The organism is Cohnella hongkongensis (genome assembly GCF_042654645.1).
GTDB lineage: Bacteria > Bacillota > Bacilli > Paenibacillales > Paenibacillaceae > Cohnella > Cohnella hongkongensis.
In genome coordinates, this window is record NZ_JBHSEP010000016.1 from 105,516 (window position 1) to 126,103 (window position 20,588).

Below are 20,588 nucleotides of genomic sequence, written 5' to 3' on the forward strand. Positions count from 1 at the left end.
ATCGGTCAAGAAGGCAAAATTTCTCTTCTCATTACATCGGTATTCCATTCCTATTATTGAATAGACCTGCAAGGAGAAACTTCGCTTATTCTTCAGGCTTCGACACTGTTCCGCACCGGGGAGAAGGCGATCACCTCATGATAAACAGGTAAAACAGAGCCGCCAAGGCGAAGCGGTACCAGGCGAAATACTTCAGCTTAAACCTCTGCAGCCCTTTCAGGAAAACGACAACGACGAGCCAGGCGACGAGGAAGGACACGACGAAGCCGGTCAGCAGGAAGCCGACGTCGATATGGCCGGATCGAAAGTTGTCGATGTTGCTCAGCAGCTCATATCCGGTGGCCACCGTCATAATCGGAATGGCGATAAAAAAGCTGAAATCCGCGGAAGCCCGATAGCTGACTCCGCCGAGCATGCCGGCGGCGATCGTCGATCCCGAGCGGGAGAAGCCCGGCCAGACGGCGGACACGCACTGCAGCACGCCGATCAGCAGAGCCTGCTTGTACGAGATATCGTCCATCGTCTCCGCCGTTCTTTTGATTTTGCCGGAATCGTATAGCGCCTCCGCCACCCACATGTATATCCCGCCCGCAACAAGCGCCCACAGCACCGGTGCGGCGTGAAAGCCGATTTCCTTAATATAGTCCCGGAACAGATAAGCGACGCCAAGCGGCGGCACAATGCCCAGCGCGACATGAATCAGATTCAGCCTGCGCTTTGGGAAGGCGTCCACCGACAGCCCGCGCACCGACTCCTTCCGGCCCACGCCGAAAACCTGCAAAATTTTGCCCCGATAGACGATCGCAATGGCCAGAATGGCCGCGAATTGGATGACGATCTCGAACGTCTTGAGCTGCTCCGGCGCTTCCTCGTAACCGAGCAGCTTATTCGCCAAAATCATATGTCCGGTCGAGGAGACCGGAAGAAATTCCGTTAACCCCTCAATAATCCCCAAAATAATGGAATCGAACCAATGAAGCATGCTTCACGATCACTCCCCGACTAAAATGACAAGGCGGTTGCAAAAGCCCGGCCAGCGAAGCCGATCAAGGCGCGGCGCTATACCGCCATCTCGGCTCTTTGGACCGGGCGACCAGCCCGTCGTCGTTCAACGATCGGGCCAGCACGTCGCGGATAAACTCCGGCAAATAATAGCGAACGTCGCGGCCTTCCTTCAAGGCGACGTATCCGACTCCGAAGGTGAACATGTCCAGCGTGGCGACGGTGTACTCCCTTCGTTCGTCCAGAGCCGCCCCGCCGATCCGCACGTCCAGAATGCGGTCATAAGGCGGTCGGCGCAGGTCCGCCCGCACCTCCATGCCGTCCAGACACAACGTTCCCAGCACCCGGCCGCGAAACCCGAACCCGCGAATGTCCAAATCCTGAAATTCCGGCAGCAGGCACTCCTCGAGCGATTTCAGGAGGAGGCGGCCAGGCAGGCGCATGACGCACGGGTTGATCGGAGACGGGCAGATCGCATGGATCTTCTCCTCAGTGACATCGCCCGCCGGCAGGCCTTCGAGCAATTGGCCGGCGTTCACAAGAGCGATCTCCGCGCCCGTCATCGACCGAATCGCCGAAGCGAGCAATGTCGGCAGCGGCGACTCCCGATCGTGGCGCCACGGGAGCGGCTCTCTCAGCCTGGCGAGCCGGCGGCCCATTCTGCTCTTGGCCTGCTCGCGATGCGCCGCGACCAGCCGCTCCATATCCGCGCTGGGCGTCATGCCTTCCGTCGGCAGACAGCCGCCGGACACCCGGACGAGCTTGCGGTCTGCGCCGAAGTCGAGCTCCAGATGGCCGATATAGGCGCCGAACTTGCCGGCCGCGCCTATCGCCACGTCCGATACGATCAGCGGCACCTCGAGCAAATGGTGAGTATGACCGCCCAAAATGAGATCGACGCCCTGCACGGACGCCGCGATTCGTTCGTCGTTGCCCAAGCCGAGATGGGACAGCAGGACAATGGCGTCGGTCTCCGGCTTTAGCCGCTCAACTTCGGCCCTCAGGGCGGCGGCCGGGTCTCCGGCTTCCCAGCCCAGCAGCCTGTAATAGTCGGTAAAAGGAGCGGTCAATCCGATCAGGCCGATGCGCAGCCCCGCTCTCTCCAAAATTAGCGAAGGCACCATCCAAGACGGAGGACGGCCCGTCTCCGACAGCGTCATGTTCGCGCAGACGAACGGGATGAACATCCCGCCGAAAATGCGCTCCAATTCGTCGGGCGTATAGCTCAGTCCTTCGTTGTTGCCGAGCAGTACCGCATCGTAGCCGATTTGCTCCATGGCGGCCCGGTTGACGGCGGCCATCGTCCCTTCCGTCTCCAGTCTCGCCCGGTCCAGAAAATCGCCGCTGTCGACGACGATCAGCGCGTTCGGATCGGTTCGGGCCCGCACCTCCGCAACGTATCCGGCGATTTTGGACGTTTCTTCGAGATGGCTGTGCAGATCGTTCGTATGCAGCAGTGTCACCGTTACCTTGTTCATCGAAGCTCTCCTAACCGCCAATTTGCGACATGCGCCGCTCCGTCGGCTCATGGCTCAGCGGAGCCCCGGCCAGCACGGCGGCCATCTCGTGATTTTCCGGTTTCCTATCCATCGCCTTCAGGAACAGCTTCTCAAGGGCGGCGGGGGAACCGAGCGCCGGCTTGACGTTCAATTCGTCCATCCAGTACAGGCAAGGCTTCAGATGACCGTCGGCGGTCAGACGCAGACGGTTGCAGCTCTTGCAGAAATGGTCGCTCACCGGATGGATCAGTCCGAACGTCCCTGCGCCTCCTTCGATTCGCCAATTTTCCGAAGGTCCGCTGCCCTGCGGTCCCTCCTCCTTCTTGAGCGCGAAGCCCAGCCGGTCGACCTCCTCCAATACCCGCTCCAGAGGCAGATAGTGGCTGCGCCATCCGGCGTCGTCGTGTCCGATCGGCATATACTCGATGAACCGGACGTGAACCGGCCTCGTCTGCGACAGCTCCAGGAAGCGGCCGATCTCGTCCTCGTTGACTCCCTTCAGCAGCACGCAGTTCAGCTTGATCGGCCCAAGTCCCGCTTCCGCGGCCGCCTCGATCCCCTCCCAAACCTTTCTCAGCTCTCCGCGCCGGGCGATGAAGCGAAAGCGGGCGTCGTCCATCGTATCCAGGCTGATGTTCACCCTTTTCAGTCCCGCGGCCTGGAGCTTTCGGGCTTGGTTTTTCAGCAGCAGTCCGTTGGTCGTCAGGGAAATGTCCTCGACGCCGGGCAGTGCGGATAGACCTCCGATCAATTCGTCCAGGCCGGGACGCACGAGCGGTTCGCCTCCCGTAATTCTGAACTTGCGTATGCCCAGCCGAACGGCGGCCGCAGCCACCTCGACGATCTGCGAATAAGACAGCAGCCGATCCTGCTCCATGAACGTCATCCCTTCTTCCGGCATGCAGTACAGACACCGCAAGTTACATCGATCGGTTACGGATATCCGCAAGTACGTATGCTTCCGCCCGAATCTGTCCACCAATTCCGCCACTGCCGACCTCTCCCTTCCACCCATTCTCGTGTCCCTCTAGCATAACATTTTCAATGGGGATATGGTATGCTTGCGGAAGCGAATGTTATCGTCTGGGGAAGGAAGATGGATCAATGAGTTCTTCATGGAACATCCAACTGTTCGCCGGCCTGGCAGAAAGGCTGGAGCTGCGCTCGCTGCAGCCGAATTGGGAGGAGGAGGAGCTGACCGCGGGCCGGATCAAGCAGCGGCTGGCCGAGCTCTATCCGGAGCACGCCGCGCTGCTGTCGGTTTGCTTCGTGGCGCGCAACCGCGCTTACGCGCATGACTCGGCGACCGTGCGGCGGAGCGACGAGCTCGCCCTCCTGCCGCCGGTGTCCGGCGGCGCATCGGAGGAGCCGCTGGGCGGCGGGGCCGACGCCGCGCCGCCGAGATACGAGATTACGAGCCGGCCGCTGGACGTCGGACGGACGCTGTCCCTCGTCTCCCATCCGGATCACGGCGCCGCCATCGCCTTCGTCGGGACGACGCGCGAATGGACGGCGGGCAAGCGGACGGTCACGCTGGAATACGAAGCTTATGCGCCGATGGCCGAGGCTTCGCTCGCTTCGATCGGAGATGAAATAGCCGCCCGATGGCCGGGCTCGCTTGCCGCGATCAGCCACCGCATCGGCACGGTCGGCATCGGGGAGATCAGCGTGGTGATCGCCGTCTCTTCCGCGCACCGGGCAGACGCCTACGAGGCCAGCCGATACGCGATCGAGCGTCTGAAGCAGGTTGTGCCGATCTGGAAAAAGGAAGTCTACGAGGACGGCACGGAGTGGAAGGGCCACCAGCTCGGACCTTGGGACCCGCTGGCGGAGCCGGGGAGCGGCGGAAGATGACGGGCGGCGGCGATCTGGATGTCCGCTACGCCCGGCAAGCCCGCTTCTCCGCGATCGGCGCGGAGGGCCAGCGACGGCTGCTGCAAGCGCGAGCCGCCGTCGTCGGCGTCGGAGCGCTGGGCTGCGCGATCGCGAACCATCTGGCCCGCGCCGGCGTCGGCAGCCTGACGCTGATCGACCGCGACATCGTCGATCGAAGCAATCTGCAGCGGCAGATGCTGTTCGACGAGGCCGACGCCGCGGCCGGCACGCCTAAAGCGGCGGCGGCGGCGGGCCGACTCGCCGCCGTGAACGGCGGCATCTCGATCACTCCGCGCATCGCGGACTTGAACGCCTTTAACGCGGAGCGGCTGCTGGAGGACGCCGATATCGTGCTCGACGGAACCGATAACTTCAGCGCGCGCTATCTGATTAACGAGTTCAGCGTCAAGCACGGCGTGCCCTGGGTGTACGGCGGGGCGGTCGGCGCTTCGGGGATGACGCTGACGGTCGTCCCCGAAGCGACGCCGTGCCTGCGCTGCCTGTTCCCCTCCGCGCCGCCGGGAGGCGCGCTGGATACGTGCGAGACGGCCGGCGTGCTCGCTCCGATCGTGGACACGATCGCTTCCGTGCAAGCGATGGAAGCGATCAAGCTGCTGTCCGGCCGGTCCGATGCGCTGCACGGCTCGCTGCTGCAGATCGATCTCTGGAGCAGCCAGTGGCAATCGCTCGCCGTCGGCGGCGCGCGCGATCCCGACTGCCCGGTATGCGGCCGGCGGGAGTTCGAGGCGCTGGAGGGAGAGGCGGAGGACGACGGGGCTGCGGCCGTCTCGCTGTGCGGGCGGAGCACCGTGCAGGTGATGCCGGGAAGGCCGCTGGCGCTGGATCTCCAGGCGCTGGAGCCGCGGCTTCGCAGAGCCGGCAGCGCCGAGCTGACCGCCTATTCCTTGCGGCTGCAGCTGCCCGGGGGCGTCACGTTCGTGCTGTTCGAGGACGGCCGGGCCCTCGTCATCGGAACGGAAGAAGCCCAGACCGCCCGGCGTATCTACGCCGAGCTTCTGGGCGAATGAATCGGGCGGGAATCCCCGCCCTCTGCTGCGGCCGAATTAGTCCGGCCAAGCTTCGACCGCGATGTCGTCAAGCAGCTTGCGGTGCAGGGCAGGGTCGACGTCCCCCGTCGTCTCGGACAGCGCGTTGGCGCTGCCGGCGGCAGCGGCGTATCGCAAGCACTGCTCGACCGGCCAGCCTCTGACATGGCCGTAGGCGTAACCGGCGACGAACGAATCGCCGCTGCCGACCGTGTTGACCGGCTCGATCCTCGGGATTCGCACGCGATAGATGCGTCCCCCCGCGCCGGCAATAGCCCCGTCCGCTCCAAGCGTCGCCGCCACGACCGGAATGCCTTGCGCCATCAGCCGCCGGATCCCCTCGCGAACGTCGCCGTTTCCCGCCTCCGGCAGGAGAGAGACGATCTCGTCCTCATTCGGCTTGATGAACGACGGCCCGGCCTCGACGCCTCGCACGAGCGCCGCGCCGCTGGAGTCCAGGAAGACGTCCGCTCCCGCGGCTCGCGCTAAGGCGATCAGCTCCGCGTACAGCTCCGGAGCCGCTCCGCCGGGCAGGCTGCCGGAGAAGACGACAAGCGCGGACTGCTCGCTAAGCTTCCTCAGCCTTTGCTTAAACGCTTCAACATGCGCCTCCCCGACGACCGGTCCGGGCTCGAGCACTTCCGTGGAAGAGCCGTCCCTGCCGTCGATAAAGTTCAGGCAAAGCCGCGATTCGCCCGGAATCTCGACGAATTCCGAGCGGATGCCCGCCTCCTTCACCCGGCTCGTAATGAACTGACCGTTATAGCCGCCCGCGAAGCCGGTCGCGGTTACTTCCTCATGACCGAGCTGCTTCAGCACCCGGGCCACGTTCAGTCCTTTGCCACCCGCCGTAGCCAGCACCTTCTCCGCTCGCGACACTTTGCCCTTGTCGAAGACGGGAACATAATACGTCTTGTCGATGGCCGCATTTAAGGTCACGGTCGTGATGGTCGCTTTCGCCTTCGTCACCGGTCGTTCCCCCGCTTCGCTCAAGCTTTGCCGATCGAGCCGCACAGACGCATCTTCTCGATCGCCGCCGCCTTCAGCGCCTGCTTCGCCGGCACCATATATTTCCTCGGATCGTTCTCGTCCGGATTCCGGGCGAACACTTCCTTGATCGCGTCGGAGAACACGATGCGCAGCTCGGTCGCGACGTTCATCTTGGACATGCCGAGGGAAACCGCCCGCTTCACCTGCTCCTCGGGTATGCCCGAGCCGCCGTGAAGCACGAGAGGGACAGCCACCTTGGACGCGATGCGCCCGATCCGGTCGAAGTCGATGTTCGGATCTCCCTTGTAGATGCCGTGAGCGGTTCCGATCGCCGGAGCGAGCGTGTGCACCCCGGTCAGCTCGACGAACTTGGCGCATTCGTCCGGATCGGCCAGCAGCGCGTCGGCATCGTCGACGACGATGTCGTCCTCGACGCCGCCGACTCGGCCCAGCTCGGCCTCGACGTTAACGCCTACCGCGGATGCCGCTTCCACCACTTTGCGGGTTTGCGCGACGTTCTGTTCGAACGGGTCGTGGGACGCGTCGATCATGACGGAAGTATATCCCGCCCGTATGCACTGCATTATGATGCCGAAATCCGAGCAGTGATCCAGATGAAGCGCGATCGGCACGGAGCTGCGATTGGCCGCGACCGTAGCCGCAGCCGCAATATAATCCGGCCCCAGGTGCTTGACCGTTCCTACGGTCGATTGAATAATAAGCGGCGATCTCGTTTCTTCGGCCGCCTCGACGACCGACTGAAGCATTTCCAGCGTATGGACGTTAAACGCCCCGATGCAATATCCGCCTTCCCTTGCCGCTTGCAGCAGCGGCGTCGACGATACCAGTGCCATGATGAGTTCCTCCGTTTTTATGAAATCTGTTCAACCGTTCGTTCCGTCAAGCTCCGTTCCGGTAAGCGGCATACAGCGAGCTTCCGATAATGCCCGCATCGTCGTTGTGCTCCGCGGTCACGACCCGGAGCCCTTCGCGAAAATCGGGCAGCAGCAGCCCGTACAGCTCCTCGCGGAGCGGACCCAGCAGACGTTCGCCGGCCAAGGCGCCGCCCCCTCCGACGATAATCGCGTCGGGGCTGAGCACCATAGCAGCGGCGGCCAGAGCGCGGCCGGTCAGCCTTCCGGCGCGAACGAGAATTTCGGACGCCAGCGCGTCTCCGTCGTCCATCGCCTGCGACAGATCGGCCGCCGTCAGCTTCTCGAGCTCGTCACCCGGGAACCGCTCGGCCAGCAGGCTCTCCCGGCCGGCGCGGAGCGCCTTCTTCGCCTGCCGGACCATGCCGGAAGCCGAGGCGACCGTCTCGAGACAGCCGCTGAGCCCGCAGGCGCATTGTTCTTCTACGCCGTCCATCCGGACGTGCCCGATCTCTCCGGCCATCGCTTGATGTCCGTAGTACAGCTCGCCGCCGTTCACGATGGCGGCGGCGATGCCGGTGCCTATCGTAATGCCGAGCACGTGGCGGTAGCCTCGGCCGGCGCCCGAAACCGCCTCTCCGTAGACGTACATCCGGACGTCGTTATCAATAAATACCGGCAGGCCGATCCGACGCTCGAGCAGGCTTGCAACCGGAACGTCGCGCCACTTCAAATTGCCGGCGAACTTCGACACCCCTGCGAGGGGATCAACCAGCCCCGGCACTCCCACGCCGACTCCGACGGCGCGGTAATCATTGCCCAAAGCCTCGCGTATTTCCTCGACCATATCCGCAATTCGCGCCAGCACCGCCTCATGGCCGGCCCAAGCCTCCGTCTGGCGCTTAAGCTTGCGCAGCACCCGCCCCTGGCCGTCCGTCGCTCCGCATACGATATTCGTACCGCCTACGTCCACTCCGATCGTCATGTTCATGACCGGTCTACCTCTCCTTCTCCGAAGCGGTGTCGTCCTCTGCAGCATACACCTTGACGCCGGCCAATGCCGCCCCGTCTCCCGATTCGGCAGGCCGTCTGTCCGTAATGCAGGCATGCAGCTCGCTTAGCGCGGCCACATGAAAGAGCGACGACTTGCCGACCTTCGTATGATCGAACACGGCGAGCGTCAGCTTCGACCGCTGCATGAGCAGGTTGGCGATATTCGCCTCCAGCTCCGAATAGGTGCTAACGCCCTGCTCCGTTACGCCGTCGACGCCCATGAACATCTTATGGATGTTCAGCGCCTTGACCGTCTGCTCCGCCAGCGGCCCGCACAGCTCGAAGCTGCGGTTGCGGAGCACGCCGCCGGTCAGCACGATCTGCAGCTCCTCGCAGTCGGCCAGCTCCATCGCAATGTTGACGGCGTTGGTGACGACGGTGATGTTGCGCCTTTTTTTCAGCGCCTTGGCGATCAGGAACGTCGTCGTCCCCCCGGTCAGCCCGATCACGTCGCCTTCCTCGACCAGGGACGCCGCCAGCCGGGCGATCGCTTCCTTCTCCCGGTACAGCGCCTGCTGCTTCTCGCGAAAAGGAACTTCGCGGATCAAGCCGCTCCCGGCGTACTTGGCCCCTCCGCCCATCGTGCGGATCACCTTGCCCGCTTTCTCGAGGTCGTCAAGGTCGCGTCTGGCGGTCGCTTCGGAGCATTCGAAATTGTCCGTCATCTCCTGCAAGGTGATGCTGCCGTATCGTTCCAGGTAGGCGAGCACCTGCTCCTGCCTTTCGGATTTGTTGCGCGTCATTGCCCGGCTCCTTCGCTGGATTATATCGTCACGACTTGCGTCAAATTTCTCGGATGGTCGGGATCGACGCCCCGCTTCATCGCCGTGTAGAATCCGAAGTACTGCAGCACCGGCAAGTAGAGCACCGCGCGCGCCTCGTCGCTCAGCGAGCCTCCGCCGAGCTCGAACACCGCGTCGGCGAAGGCGGTATCCTCGCCTTTCTCCGTCGTAACGAGCAGCACGAATGCGCCGTAGCCTTTCATCTCCTCCGCCACCTTCAGCTCATAGGACCGAGCCTGCTCGGAGACGAGCAGACAGACGAGCGTACCCGGCTCGACGATCGACTTCGGACCGTGCCGGAACTCCAGCGTGCCGTAGCTCTCCGTCCAGACGTAGGACATCTCCTTCAGCTTCAGGCACACCTCTTGAGCCAGCCCGAAGTAAGCCCCCATGCCTAAATAGATATATTTATTAAAATCGTTGGCTTCGACCAGATTTTCCGCGAACGCGCGGCCGCGCTCGACGACGTCCCCCTGCAGACTCAGAAGCGCCTCCAGCTCGGAAGCCTGCCCGCCGCCTGCGGCCAGGGCGATCGCCGCCTGCATCATATACGTCATGCTGCTGAACGACTTGGTCATGACCGTGCTTTTCTCCTTGCCCAGCGGCGACACGAGGCATTCCGTCATCCGGCCCAGGCGGCTGTCCTCGTAGCACGTAATTCCGCAAGTCGACCAGTTCGGCAAGTCCTTCACCGAATCCAGCGCCAGAATGACTTCGGAGGACTCTCCCGAGCGGGATACGCCGACCAGAAGCACTTTGCGGCTGCGAGCGACCGATTGGTCCCGATACAGAAAAATATCCGAGGAAGGAAGCGCGCTGGCGCTCCGTCCGAGCCACAATCTGAACGTTGCCGCCATCGTCTGCGCCTGATAGTAGGAGGAACCGGACCCGATAAAGACGACTTCGTCGTATTCCGCGTTGCCGATATAGGTTGACGCCCATTGCTTCTGCTGCTTCAGCTGCTCCCAGGCCGCCTTTAATGCTTCCGTTTGTCCGCCGATTTCCGGCAGCGTGATGTTGCCTCTCGTCACGTAAACCACTCCTCGTTTTCATTCTGTTCAATGCTATTATATTTCTTTTTAATGAAAATTCCAATCACTTTTTTGAAGTATTATTTCATTTTTAGTTGGCAAATTTTATCTTGTCTAGTTATTGCAAGAAAACGCTTTAATTGATAGCATTAGAATGAAGAAGTTAGCCGAATTTTCTCGATTATTCGAGGTTCCTGTCGAGGTGCAAAATGAGAGTACATATTACAGATGTTCGATCAGGAGATCGATTGTCGGAGGACGTCTTTAACGCTTACGGCCTGCATGTCCTCTCCAAAGGTACGTCGCTGAACGAAAAGGAAATCTCGCGAATCTTCCAGCATCAGATCGACTTTGTCGACATTGAAAGGCGTTCAGACCCGTCCGGTCCGGCCGCCGCGAGCGACCTCGAAGAGGTTGTTCCCGGCTATAATCCGCTGCTGAGACCGCTGTACCACGACGCGGTGGCGGGCGCCGAGCAATTGTTTCAGAAAGCTCTTGCAGAAGGCAAAATTTATGAAGACGACGTGAAAGAGAGCTTCCAGCCTCTCGTCGAGAACTTCCGTACGGAACGGGACGTCGTATCGCTGCTGCTCATGCTGAACAGTCAGGACGACTATACTTACCAGCATTCCGTGCAGGTCGGCATGCTGTGCTATTACATTGCGCGGTGGCTCGGCTGGAGCGAGGAAAAGACGGTCAGGGCGGGGAAAGCCGGCTTCCTGCACGACGTCGGCAAATGCAGAATCGCCGACAAGATCTTGAACAAGCCTACCCGGTTGACCGATGACGAATATAAGGAAATTCAGAATCATCCCAAGTTCGGCTACGAGATTCTGACGCGTTCGTTCGACGACTCCGAAGTCGCCTTGGCCGCTCTCCAGCACCATGAACGGATCGACGGCACAGGCTACCCGCAAGGTCTGTCGGGCGATCAGATTCATCCGATGGCCAAAATCGTCGCCGTTGCGGACGTCTACAGCGCGATGATCTCTTCGCGGGTGTACAGCGAGAAGAAGGACCTGCTGTTCGTGCTGCGGGAGCTGTACGACCTCAGCTTCAAGGAGCTGGATCCCGACATTACCCATACGTTTATCCGGCATATGCTCCCGAATTTCATCGGCAAGAAAGTGGAACTGTCGAACGGGGAATTCGGTACGATCGTCATGACGAATCCGACCGACTTCTTCCGTCCGCTCGTTCAGATCGGAGAGCGGTTCGTCGACTTGTCGGTCGTCAGGAACGTCTCTATTTTACATGTCCAGATGTAAAAAGGTGCCTGCTTCCCTGCTCCGGGGAAGCAAGCACCTTTTATATGGATGCTGAGACGCGCCGTCCTTCGCGGCGGCTAGCGAATGCGCCTTGCGTACAAATAGGTGTCCTGCCAATACGGCTTGTCGATCGGCGTCACCTGAACTCCGTCCTCCGGCTCGGGGCTGGCATGAATCATATTGCCGTTCCCCATATAGATGCCCACGTGTCCGACCGTCTTATCGCTCTTGAACCGGCCGGGCACGTAGAAGAACATCAGATCGCCCGGCTGCAGCTCGTCTCTGGAGACGAAGCGGCCTTTTTCCGCCTGGTCCCTCGCCAGCCGGGGCAGCTCGACGCCGAAGCGATCGAACACATGCTGCGTGAAAGACGAGCAATCAAACGCCTTGGACTGCTCGTAAGGTCCCGTTCCAAAGACGTATTGGACGCCAATATACTTTCTGGCGAACTCCAGAAGGGAAGAAGCCGATCCCCCGGTTTCGTTGGCGGTCGCGTTCATTCCGGACTTCCCGATCGGCTTCCGGGAAAATTCCGTGCGTCGTCCGGCTGCCCCCGAGTCCGGAAGGGACGGCTTGGGGAAGAAGGCGACTTCTCTGTCCTGAATTCGGAATGCGGCCGCATCGCCGAACAAATTCTGCAGAGCGGTGACGGGCACGAACAGCTCGTCTCCTTCCTTCAGTGCCGGACCGGCCATCGCAGCCTTGCGGCTGCCTACGGCTACGCGGCTCTCCCCCGCCCGGAACACCCATGACGGATCGTTGTCCCCCATTCCGTAACCGCCGTCCGGCAGCCACCGCGCCCTGTAGCCGGTCGCCCGGGCGACCGCTCCGAGCGAGACATAGCTCGCGTTCTGCAGCCGCCGCACCGGCACGATATGCCGCCCCTCGTCCAGCTCGGCGGGGGATTGTTCGCTTTCCACCTTAACGGGTCCCGAATGCTTCCGGAGATCCGCCGTATCGCCCGGATTTCTTACGCATCCGGCCGCCAGCAGCAATACCAGTAATAGCGTCGACTTATGGCTGATCTTCATCGCTCTAGCCGCCTTCCGATTAAATTCATTCCCCTATTAGGATGACGTAGCGCTATCCCGTTTATGCTTCAGCGGACGCTGCGCCCCAGAAAGGGAATCGGAGCATAAACGGCTTACGCCGTCCTTGGGATCGGCGGGATAACGTTGATGTCGGAGACGATTCAGATCTGGATTGCGAATTTTATGCTTTCTGGGTCACAAAAGAAAATCCCGCCCGCCAACAGGCGAGAGGGATCGCGAGGTTATCTCTTTAGAAACGTCCGGCTTGGCCGGCCAACTGCTGCTCGGCAATCTGCACCAGGCGCCGGGTAATGTTGCCCCCGATGCGGCCGGTATCCTTCGTCAGCATATCGCCGTGATATCCGTCGCGGGAAAATGGAATGCCCAGCTCCTGAGCGACCTCGTATTTCAGTTGGTCGAGAGCGGCACGCGCTTGCGGCGCGACGAGCTGATTGCTGTTGTTGTTATTCGCCATTAAGTCTCACCTCCATCAATTACCACGTATTATGCTTCATCGCTTCAAGTTCTATGCGCGAATGGAAGGTTAAACTTGGCCTGCCACCAATCGCCTAGTGGCAATTCTACACGAATCGTATATCATAGAGTATAGATCAGCCGGCGGTTTTATCGTTCAGGCTTTTCTTCATAACCTTTTACTCTTGGGAGTCGCTGTTAGTGACTCCTTTTTTTCGTCGGTTCAAACCTGTTCGATTCCTCCCCCTGCTTGCCCGCTGCCTGAATCGCAAACAAAAACAGAACATTCGCCCTTGTGATAACAGGAACGAACGTTCTGTTCAATAGTCAGCGGAGAAAAGTCCAAATGAAAAGAAAGGAGGCGGCTTCAAGAGCCCGCCTCCTTCTCGCTCAATCGTTGCCGTTTTTATCCGATGCTGCCTTCCATCTCGAACTTGATCAAGCGATTCATCTCGACCGCATACTCCATCGGCAATTCCTTCGTGAACGGCTCGATGAAGCCCATGACGATCATCTGCGTCGCGTCCGCTTCCGACAGGCCGCGGCTCATCAAGTAGAAGAGCTGGTCCTCGGACACCTTGGAGACGGTCGCCTCGTGCTCGAGCGTGATGTTGTCGTTCATGATCTCGTTGTACGGAATCGTGTCGCTCGTCGACTGGTTATCCAAAATCAGCGTATCGCACTTGATGTTCGCTTTCGCGCCTTCGGCGTTGCGTCCGAAGGAAGCGAGACCGCGGTACGTGACTTTGCCGCCGTGCTTGGAGATCGACTTGGAGACGATCGTCGAGCTCGTGTCTGGCGCGAGATGGATCATTTTCGCTCCGGCGTCCTGGTGCTGGCCTTTGCCGGCCACCGCGATCGAGAGCACCATGCCCTTCGCTCCGCGGCCTTTCAGGATGACGGCCGGATACTTCATCGTCAGCTTGGAGCCGATGTTGCCGTCGACCCACTCCATCGTCGCGTTCTCTTCGGCGACCGCACGCTTGGTGACGAGGTTGTAGATGTTCGGCGCCCAGTTCTGGATCGTCGTATAGCGGACGCGAGCGTCCTTCTTGGCGATGATCTCGACGACCGCGCTGTGCAGCGAGTTCGTGCTGTAGACCGGTGCGGTGCAGCCCTCGACGTAGTGAACGGAGCTGCCTTCGTCGGCGATGATCAGCGTGCGTTCGAATTGGCCCATGTTCTCGGAGTTGATCCGGAAGTAAGCTTGCAGCGGAACGGTGCACTGCACGCCTTTAGGGACGTAGATGAAGCTTCCGCCGGACCATACCGCGCTGTTCAGCGCTGCGAACTTGTTGTCCGCAGGCGGGACGACGGTGCCGAAATATTCCTTGAAGATTTCCGGATGCTCGCGCAGGGCGGAGTCGGTGTCCATGAAAATGACGCCCTGCTTCTCCAGCTCCTCCTGCATGCTGTGGTAGACGACCTCGGATTCGTACTGCGCCGATACGCCCGCCAGAAACTTCTGCTCCGCTTCCGGAATGCCCAGCTTGTCGAACGTCGCCTTGATTTCTTCCGGAACTTCTTCCCACGTCTTGCCCTGCTTCTCGGACGGCTTGACATAATACTGGATATCTTCGAAATCCAGATCGTCCATGTTGCCGCCCCACTTCGGAATGTCCATCTTGCGGAACTGCTCGAGCGATTTCAGACGGAACTTCAGCATCCATTCCGGCTCGCCCTTCATCTCCGAGATCGTGCGAACGATTTCTTCGGTCAGTCCTTTGCCGGACTGGAATATCGCTTTATGCTCGTCGCGGAACCCGTATTTATATTCTTCCAATTCGGGCATTTGCTTCGCCATAGCCGATCAACCTCCTCTTTATTGTTCAATGCCTTCGTGGCGGCCGCTGCCGTGCTCCACGCCTTTGCGCAGGGCGTTCCAGGCCAGCGTCGCGCACTTGATTCTCGCCGGAAACTTGTTAACGCCGGACAGCGCCTCGACGTCTTCGTACTCTTCGAACTGAACGTCCTCGCCCTTCATCAGCGCGGAGAACTTATCCGCGAGCGCCAGCGCCTCTTCCTTCGTCTTGCCCATGATCGCTTCGGTCATCATCGAAGCCGACGACATGCTGATCGAGCAGCCCTCGCCCGTAAACTTCACGTTGCGGACGACGTCGTCTTCGAGCTGAAGCTGCAGGGAAATCCGGTCGCCGCACGTCGGATTGTTCAGGTTGACGGTTACGGACCCGTCCTCCAGCTCGCCCCGGTTGCGCGGCGTTTTATAATGATCCATAATGACGCGGCGGTACAAATCATCCAATTGACTCATAACCGAAAAACTCCTTTGTCTTCACCAGAGACTCGGCCAGCCGGTCGATATCTTGTTCGGTGTTGTACAGGTAGAAGCTGGCGCGGGCCGTCGCGCTCGCGTTCAGCCATCTCATCAGCGGCTGGCAGCAGTGATGGCCGGCGCGTATGGCGATGCCCTCGGTATCGAGCACCGTGGCGACGTCGTGCGGATGCACGTCTCCCAGGTTAAAGGTGACGAGTCCGGCGCGCTGCTCGGCAGACGGGCCGTAGATCTTCACGCCGTCGATCGACGAGAGGCGATCCATCGCGTAACGAACGAGCTTATGCTCGTGCGCTTCGATACGATCCATGCCGATCTGCTCCAGAAAGTCGATCGCCGCGCCGAGACCGACCGCCCCGGCAATGATGGGCGTGCCGCCTTCGAATTTCCACGGCAGCTCCTTCCAGGTGGAGTCGTGAAGCTCGACGAAGTCGATCATCTCGCCGCCGAATTCGATCGGCTCCATGCTCTCGAGCAGCTGCGCCTTCCCGTATAATGCCCCGATTCCGGTCGGAGCGCACATCTTGTGTCCGGAGAAGGCGTAGAAGTCGACGTCCAGCGCCTGCACGTCGACTTTCATGTGCGGCGTGCTCTGCGCCCCGTCGACGACGAGGACCGCGCCCTTGCGGTGCGCGATCTTCGCGATCTCCGCGATCGGGTTGATCGTGCCGAGCACGTTGGACACGTAAGTGATGGCGACGATTTTCGTCCGTTCCGTCACCGTCGCTTCCACGTCCTCCAGCGCGACTGTGCCGTTCGGCTGCAGCGGAATGTACTTCAGCGTCGCCCCCGTCGCCTTCGCCGCCTGCTGCCACGGAATCAGGTTGCTGTGATGCTCCATCGGCGTGATGACGATCTCGTCGCCTTCCCGCAGCGTCTGGCGGGCGTAGCCGGAAGCGACGAGATTCAGCGCCGTCGTCGTGCCGCGGGTAAAGATGATCTGCCGCGAGGCCGGAGCGTTCAGGAAGCGGGCCACCTTCTCCCGAGCGCCTTCGTACGCGTCCGTCGCGCGGGATCCGAGCGTATGCACGCCGCGGTGCACGTTGGCGTTGTCCCGTTCATAATAGCGCTTGACCGCTTCGATCACGGATCGGGGCTTCTGCGTCGTCGCCCCATTATCCAGGTATACGAGCGGATGGCCGTTAATATCCTGATGAAGAATCGGAAATTCCGACTTCAATGCGATCGGGTCCATAGTTAGCCCAGCTTTCTTGCAAGGATGCGGTGCAGTTGCTCGCGCAGCCCTTCAAGCGGAATCTCGGACACGACCGGATCGAGGAAGCCGTGAATGATCAGCCTCTCCGCTTCGCTGCGAGTAATGCCTCTGGACATCAGATAATAGATCTGTTCGGCGTTGACTTGGCCGACGCTCGCCGCGTGTCCGGCTTTGACGTCGTCCTCGTCGATCAGCAGAATCGGGTTGGCGTCTCCGCGGGCTTTCGGGCTCAGCATGAGCACCCTCTCCGTCTGCTGGCCGTTCGCCTTGGTGGCGCCGTGCTCGATCTTCGTAATGCCGTTGATGATCGCCGTCGCCTCTTCCTTCATCACCGCGCGGGTGATCATGTCGCTTTCGCTCGAGCGGCCGAAGTGGACCGCCTGCGTCGTCAGGCTCATGCGCTGACTGCCTCTGCCGACCGAGATGATCTTGGAATCGGACGTCGAACCGTTGCCCTTCAGCAGCGACTTCGTATCCGTAACGGAATTGCCGTTATGCAGATCGCCGACGATCCATTCGACGCGGGCGTCGTTGTCGAGCACAGCGCGGCGATATGCGATATCGATCGCGCTCGCTTCCATATGATGGACGGCCGCGTATTGCACGAGAGCGCCTGCTTTCGCGAACACTTCCACCGCGCTGTTATGCAGCAGAACCGTCTTCGTCTCGCCAAGCGAGGAAGCCACCTGCTGAACGAACGAAACGCGGCTGTGCGCATCGGCGACGACGAGAACGTGAGGCATGAACGTAGCCGACGCGTCGTCGGCGAACAGCAGCGCCTGAATCGGCTCCTCGATTGTCACGTCGCGCGGAACGTACAGGAACACCCCGCCGTTCCAGAGCGCCGCATGCACGGCGGAAAGCTTGTGCTCCTCCTTCGCGTAAGCGGTCATGAAATAGGTGCGGAACAGCTCCTCGTGGTTGCGGGCCGCGTCTTCCAGACTGGTCAGGATGACGCCCTTCGCCTTCAGGTCCTCGGGAAGCTGCGTAAAGATAACCGAAGAATTATGTTGAACGATCAACGCGCCGTCCTTCGCATCCGGAAGCAGCTCGGCGATTGGCGCGGGCAAATCCGCGGCGGAAGCCGCCGGCTGCCCGGGACGGTTCACTCCGTAATGGTCCAGCGTCCAACGCGTCAAAGGAAGCTTCTCCGGCTTCGGCAGAGCGAGCTCCGTCGTGAGCTGCCCGGCTTCTTCGCGCAGGGAGACGAGCCAAGCCGGCTCGTTCTTGCTGCGCGCGATCGCGGCCGCCGCCTCCCGGCCGAAGGATGATATCGGTGTACTCATCGATGCTTGCGCCTCCTTAAGCTTGGCCGACGGTCTCGTCGACGATGCCCAGTTCTTCTTTAACCCAATCGTAGCCTTCCGCTTCCAGACGCTGAGCCAGCTCCGGTCCGCCGGATTTGACGATGCGCCCTTGCATCATGACGTGCACGAAATCAGGCTTGATATAGTTCAGCAGCCGCTGATAGTGGGTGATGATCAGGAAGCCGCGCTCTTCGGAGCGCATCGCGTTCACGCCTTCGGCCACGATGCGGAGCGCGTCGATGTCGAGACCGGAGTCGATCTCGTCCAGAATGACCAGCTTCGGATCGAGCAGCATCATCTGCAAAATTTCGTTGCGCTTCTTCTCGCCCCCGGAGAAGCCTTCGTTCAGGTAACGGTGCATGAACTCGGGATTCATCTCCAGATCCTTCATCTTCGCTTCCATCTGACGAACGAATTTGATCAGCGAGATCTCGTCGCCTTCCTCGCGGCGGGCGTTGATCGCGCTGCGCAGGAAGTCGGCATTCGTAACGCCGGTAATTTCGCTCGGATATTGCATCGCGAGGAACATGCCCGCGCGCGCGCGCTCGTCGACGTCCATCTCCAACACGTCCTCGCCGTTCAGCGTTACGGCGCCTTCCGTCACTTCATACTTCGGATGACCCATCAGCGCCGACGCGAGCGTGCTTTTGCCGGTTCCGTTCGGACCCATGATCGCGTGCACTTCGCCGCCGCCTATTTTCAGATCGATTCCTTTCAATATCTCTTTGCCCTCTATGGACGACTTCAAGCCTTGAATTTCGAATTGAATAGACATGCTCTAACCTCCAAAGTTTCAGTGGGATCTATTCTTTGGAATAAATCCTTATTTATAATTATTTTAATTTGATTCTCAGTGATTCTCAATAACAATTTTATGAAAGATGCGTCAAAAAAGCAAACCGTTCTTCGTCCCGTGCCGGAACGAACGACGGTTTGCCCGCAGTATCAACGATGTATGCGATTTCTGATTTCTTCCGAACGCCGTCGAAATTCCTCGTCTTCGAGCACCGGACGCATGGAGCAATCGTTCAAATCCTGTATTTCGATCCAGGATTTGCATCCTCCGTAGCTGTCCCGAATCGGAATCGTCTGCGGCTCGTCGAGCCGGTATACGCGCAAAATCAGAACGTGCAGCGGCTTCGTTTTTTTCCACTTCAACCGTTCCTCCGCGTAATCCTCGGTCCAAATATGCAAGCCCTCCAGCCGCTTCAGCGTCTCCGCATCCGACAGCTCGAGATCCTCCTCCGCCTCCGCGAAGGCGGTAATGCGGACGGCTCCCGGAGTCTCCGCCGCCTCGTCCTGCGTCGCCTTCACCGTCTCGGCGGCTTCCGGAATGACCAGATGCGGACGCTGATGCTCGAACGAAGGGAACAGGTAAAACCTCGGACTTCTCAGCTTGAATTCCTTTGTTTCCTCGGCGATGCCGCCCTTGCGCAGGACGACGATCTGTCTGCCCGACTCGAGCGCCTTCACGGCGACGGCCCACTCTCTCAGCGCGATTTTAGTCGTCATTGTCGCTTCCCCCTCCTCCACTCGAACGATTCCTTCATTATAACATAGGCATCGCAGTCAAGGTCCGGGCTTTAAAACGACGGCAGCGTACGGTGGAAGAGCAATCGTCAGCGTCTTCAGCAATACTTGTGCCAGCTGTGCAAATGACGGTGCGCAAAAAAATCCGCAATTCCCCATGAACTCTTTGCCCGGATCGGATACAATAAAACTATTAAAATGTTCGCAAAGGAAGGCCATCGACATGTCCGTCACAATCAAAGACGTAGCCAAGGCCGCAGGCGTATCTCCCTCCACCGTATCCAGGGTGATCTCCGCACACCCCCGCATCAGCGCGGAAACCAGTCGAAAGGTCAAGAAAATCATGGAGGAGTTGGGCTATCATCCCAACCTGATGGCGAAAAGCCTCGTCTCCAGAACGACCCGCACGATCGCGGTCATCTTTCCCAAGCCGGCCGAAGAGCTGCTTCTGAACTTTTTCTTCTATGAGCTGATCAGAGGCGTGCTGGCCCAGTTAACCAGGGCGGGCTACGATTTGCTGATGGCGGGCGGCAGCAACGAGCGCGAGGAATTGGACACCGTCACGCGCCTGGTCCGAGGAGGACGGATTGACGGGCTTATTTTGCTTTACTCCCGCTCCTCCGACCCGATCATTCATTTTCTGCGCACTGAGAAAATGCCGTTCGTCTTGATCGGAAGAAGCCTCGATTACGAGGACGTGCCTTCGGTCGACAACGATAACGTGCTCGCCGCTTACGATGCGACGAAGCATTTAATCGCGCAAGGGCAGAGGCGCATCGGCTTCGTCAGCGGACCGACCAAGCTCGCCATGACGCAGGATCGCATGACCGGTTATACGAAGGCGTTGTCCGAAGCCGGACTCCCATTTAAGCAGAGCTGGGTCGTCGAAGGAGAGTTCTTGATTGAGAGCGGCTATCGCGCCATGGCCTCGATCATGTCCCAGCCCGAACCGCCAACCGCTCTCGTCGTCATCGACGACGTCGTCGCCTTCGGCGTGCTGAAGGGCTTGTCCGAATTGGGCTGCCGCGTCCCGCAGGACGTCGCGATCGTTAGCTTTAACAACATCGCCCTGTCCGAATTGACGATTCCTCCGATCAGCTCCGTCGACGTCGGAACCTACCAGCTGGGATACACCGCATCGCAGATGGTGCTGAACCTGATGAAGGACATCGAGATTACGTCCCGGCAGATCATCCCGCATCGGCTTGTCGTTCGCGAGTCCTCCTTGCGGCCGGAGACGCCTGTTTGAGCGACGGACTCGTCTTTCCTATTATATAACTCTCTTCAGCAGAAAAGCCGTCGCCATGCGGCTTTTCTTT

20 protein-coding genes are annotated in these 20,588 nt (G+C 60.1%); 4 read left to right on the forward strand and 16 right to left on the reverse strand.

Translation table 11 applies throughout. The annotated features are described in order from the left end of the window. Positions 1–130: 130 nt before the first annotated feature. From ACFO3S_RS19620 to moaA, 3 genes are all read right to left on the reverse strand, one after another. Positions 131–982 (reverse strand): undecaprenyl-diphosphate phosphatase, encoded by an 852-nt coding sequence (locus tag ACFO3S_RS19620; protein ID WP_378099560.1) that lies wholly within the window; start codon positions 980–982, stop codon positions 131–133. A 64-nt stretch (positions 983–1,046) separates the two neighbouring features. Further along, the gene (locus ACFO3S_RS19625; RefSeq protein WP_378099562.1) at positions 1,047–2,480 is read right to left on the reverse strand and encodes a bifunctional metallophosphatase/5'-nucleotidase; all 1,434 of its coding nucleotides are present in this window, start codon (positions 2,478–2,480) and stop codon (positions 1,047–1,049) included. A gap of 10 nt (positions 2,481–2,490) precedes the next feature. Then, entirely contained in the window at positions 2,491–3,492 is a 1,002-nt protein-coding gene (gene moaA, locus ACFO3S_RS19630) for a GTP 3',8-cyclase MoaA (protein WP_378099564.1), read from the reverse strand. Positions 3,493–3,605: 113 nt separating this feature from the next. Here moaA and ACFO3S_RS19635 point away from each other — a divergent pair, with 113 nt between their 5' ends. Then, the gene (locus ACFO3S_RS19635; RefSeq protein WP_378099566.1) at positions 3,606–4,355 is read left to right on the forward strand and encodes a molybdenum cofactor biosynthesis protein MoaE; all 750 of its coding nucleotides are present in this window, start codon (positions 3,606–3,608) and stop codon (positions 4,353–4,355) included. Then, positions 4,352–5,404, forward strand: coding sequence for a ThiF family adenylyltransferase (locus ACFO3S_RS19640; RefSeq protein ID WP_378099568.1), 1,053 nt, complete (start codon positions 4,352–4,354; stop codon positions 5,402–5,404). Before ACFO3S_RS19635 ends, ACFO3S_RS19640 begins: the two co-directional genes overlap by 4 nt. 36 nt (positions 5,405–5,440) lie before the next feature. Here ACFO3S_RS19640 and ACFO3S_RS19645 read toward each other — a convergent pair whose 3' ends face one another. Genes ACFO3S_RS19645 through ACFO3S_RS19665 form a run of 5 tightly spaced genes read right to left on the reverse strand, consistent with a single transcriptional unit; the run spans position 5,441 to position 10,150 of the window. After that, the gene (locus ACFO3S_RS19645) at positions 5,441–6,391 is read right to left on the reverse strand and encodes a 1-phosphofructokinase family hexose kinase (RefSeq protein ID WP_378099570.1); all 951 of its coding nucleotides are present in this window, start codon (positions 6,389–6,391) and stop codon (positions 5,441–5,443) included. A 20-nt stretch (positions 6,392–6,411) separates the two neighbouring features. After that, the gene (gene fba, locus ACFO3S_RS19650) at positions 6,412–7,266 is read right to left on the reverse strand and encodes a class II fructose-1,6-bisphosphate aldolase (RefSeq protein ID WP_378099572.1); all 855 of its coding nucleotides are present in this window, start codon (positions 7,264–7,266) and stop codon (positions 6,412–6,414) included. A 46-nt stretch (positions 7,267–7,312) separates the two neighbouring features. Continuing rightward, complete coding sequence (locus ACFO3S_RS19655; RefSeq protein ID WP_378099574.1) at positions 7,313–8,275, reverse strand: ROK family protein; 963 nt, start codon at positions 8,273–8,275, stop codon at positions 7,313–7,315. Positions 8,276–8,282: 7 nt separating this feature from the next. Continuing rightward, positions 8,283–9,080: a DeoR/GlpR family DNA-binding transcription regulator gene (locus tag ACFO3S_RS19660; protein ID WP_378099576.1), complete on the reverse strand. Its 798-nt coding sequence runs from the start codon at positions 9,078–9,080 to the stop codon at positions 8,283–8,285. Positions 9,081–9,100: 20 nt separating this feature from the next. After that, entirely contained in the window at positions 9,101–10,150 is a 1,050-nt protein-coding gene (locus ACFO3S_RS19665; protein WP_378099578.1) for an SIS domain-containing protein, read from the reverse strand. Between the two features lie 248 nt (positions 10,151–10,398). Here ACFO3S_RS19665 and ACFO3S_RS19670 point away from each other — a divergent pair, with 248 nt between their 5' ends. Next, entirely contained in the window at positions 10,399–11,418 is a 1,020-nt protein-coding gene (locus ACFO3S_RS19670; RefSeq protein WP_378099579.1) for an HD-GYP domain-containing protein, read from the forward strand. Between the two features lie 77 nt (positions 11,419–11,495). Here ACFO3S_RS19670 and ACFO3S_RS19675 read toward each other — a convergent pair whose 3' ends face one another. The 8 genes from ACFO3S_RS19675 to ACFO3S_RS19710 form a co-directional block, all read right to left on the reverse strand. After that, the gene (locus ACFO3S_RS19675) at positions 11,496–12,449 is read right to left on the reverse strand and encodes a C40 family peptidase (RefSeq protein WP_378099581.1); all 954 of its coding nucleotides are present in this window, start codon (positions 12,447–12,449) and stop codon (positions 11,496–11,498) included. A gap of 250 nt (positions 12,450–12,699) precedes the next feature. Next, positions 12,700–12,924 carry a small, acid-soluble spore protein, alpha/beta type gene (locus ACFO3S_RS19680; RefSeq protein ID WP_378099583.1) on the reverse strand — a complete coding sequence of 75 codons (225 nt, stop codon included), beginning with the start codon at positions 12,922–12,924 and terminating at the stop codon, positions 12,700–12,702. Positions 12,925–13,329: 405 nt separating this feature from the next. After that, positions 13,330–14,727, reverse strand: a complete 1,398-nt coding sequence (gene sufB / locus ACFO3S_RS19685; RefSeq protein WP_378099585.1) for a Fe-S cluster assembly protein SufB — start codon at positions 14,725–14,727, stop codon at positions 13,330–13,332. An 18-nt stretch (positions 14,728–14,745) separates the two neighbouring features. Then, on the reverse strand, positions 14,746–15,195 hold the full coding sequence (gene sufU, locus ACFO3S_RS19690) for a Fe-S cluster assembly sulfur transfer protein SufU (RefSeq protein WP_378099587.1): 450 nt from the start codon (positions 15,193–15,195) through the stop codon (positions 14,746–14,748). Beyond that, positions 15,179–16,411: a cysteine desulfurase gene (locus tag ACFO3S_RS19695; protein ID WP_378099589.1), complete on the reverse strand. Its 1,233-nt coding sequence runs from the start codon at positions 16,409–16,411 to the stop codon at positions 15,179–15,181. The genes sufU and ACFO3S_RS19695 overlap by 17 nt, the downstream gene beginning before the upstream one ends. Before the next feature lie 2 nt (positions 16,412–16,413). After that, a complete protein-coding gene (sufD, locus tag ACFO3S_RS19700) occupies positions 16,414–17,718 on the reverse strand; it encodes a Fe-S cluster assembly protein SufD (protein WP_378099591.1) in 1,305 nt (434 codons plus the stop codon). Between the two features lie 16 nt (positions 17,719–17,734). Then, a complete protein-coding gene (gene sufC / locus ACFO3S_RS19705; RefSeq protein WP_378099593.1) occupies positions 17,735–18,514 on the reverse strand; it encodes a Fe-S cluster assembly ATPase SufC in 780 nt (259 codons plus the stop codon). A 170-nt stretch (positions 18,515–18,684) separates the two neighbouring features. Continuing rightward, on the reverse strand, positions 18,685–19,251 hold the full coding sequence (locus tag ACFO3S_RS19710) for a DUF1802 family protein (protein WP_378099595.1): 567 nt from the start codon (positions 19,249–19,251) through the stop codon (positions 18,685–18,687). A 241-nt stretch (positions 19,252–19,492) separates the two neighbouring features. On the opposite strand from ACFO3S_RS19710, the gene ACFO3S_RS19715 reads away from it, so the two are divergent. After that, positions 19,493–20,518, forward strand: coding sequence for a LacI family DNA-binding transcriptional regulator (locus ACFO3S_RS19715; RefSeq protein WP_378099597.1), 1,026 nt, complete (start codon positions 19,493–19,495; stop codon positions 20,516–20,518). Positions 20,519–20,588 lie beyond the last annotated feature (70 nt).

Bases quoted from the DNA above. Each gene is read 5' to 3' on its own strand.
- ACFO3S_RS19680 (WP_378099583.1), bottom strand. From the start codon at position 12,924: ATGGCGAATAACAACAACAGCAATCAGCTCGTCGCGCCGCAAGCGCGT.
- ACFO3S_RS19655 (WP_378099574.1), bottom strand. From the start codon at position 8,275: ATGAACATGACGATCGGAGTGGACGTAGGCGGTACGAATATCGTATGC.
- ACFO3S_RS19695 (WP_378099589.1), bottom strand. From the start codon at position 16,411: ATGGACCCGATCGCATTGAAGTCGGAATTTCCGATTCTTCATCAGGAT.
- sufB (WP_378099585.1), bottom strand. From the start codon at position 14,727: ATGGCGAAGCAAATGCCCGAATTGGAAGAATATAAATACGGGTTCCGC.
- ACFO3S_RS19675 (WP_378099581.1), bottom strand. From the start codon at position 12,449: ATGAAGATCAGCCATAAGTCGACGCTATTACTGGTATTGCTGCTGGCG.
- ACFO3S_RS19710 (WP_378099595.1), bottom strand. From the start codon at position 19,251: ATGACGACTAAAATCGCGCTGAGAGAGTGGGCCGTCGCCGTGAAGGCG.
- ACFO3S_RS19625 (WP_378099562.1), bottom strand. From the start codon at position 2,480: ATGAACAAGGTAACGGTGACACTGCTGCATACGAACGATCTGCACAGC.
- sufD (WP_378099591.1), bottom strand. From the start codon at position 17,718: ATGAGTACACCGATATCATCCTTCGGCCGGGAGGCGGCGGCCGCGATC.
- ACFO3S_RS19715 (WP_378099597.1), top strand. From the start codon at position 19,493: ATGTCCGTCACAATCAAAGACGTAGCCAAGGCCGCAGGCGTATCTCCC.
- fba (WP_378099572.1), bottom strand. From the start codon at position 7,266: ATGGCACTGGTATCGTCGACGCCGCTGCTGCAAGCGGCAAGGGAAGGC.
- ACFO3S_RS19635 (WP_378099566.1), top strand. From the start codon at position 3,606: ATGAGTTCTTCATGGAACATCCAACTGTTCGCCGGCCTGGCAGAAAGG.
- ACFO3S_RS19660 (WP_378099576.1), bottom strand. From the start codon at position 9,080: ATGACGCGCAACAAATCCGAAAGGCAGGAGCAGGTGCTCGCCTACCTG.
- ACFO3S_RS19640 (WP_378099568.1), top strand. From the start codon at position 4,352: ATGACGGGCGGCGGCGATCTGGATGTCCGCTACGCCCGGCAAGCCCGC.
- ACFO3S_RS19620 (WP_378099560.1), bottom strand. From the start codon at position 982: ATGCTTCATTGGTTCGATTCCATTATTTTGGGGATTATTGAGGGGTTA.
- sufU (WP_378099587.1), bottom strand. From the start codon at position 15,195: ATGAGTCAATTGGATGATTTGTACCGCCGCGTCATTATGGATCATTAT.
- sufC (WP_378099593.1), bottom strand. From the start codon at position 18,514: ATGTCTATTCAATTCGAAATTCAAGGCTTGAAGTCGTCCATAGAGGGC.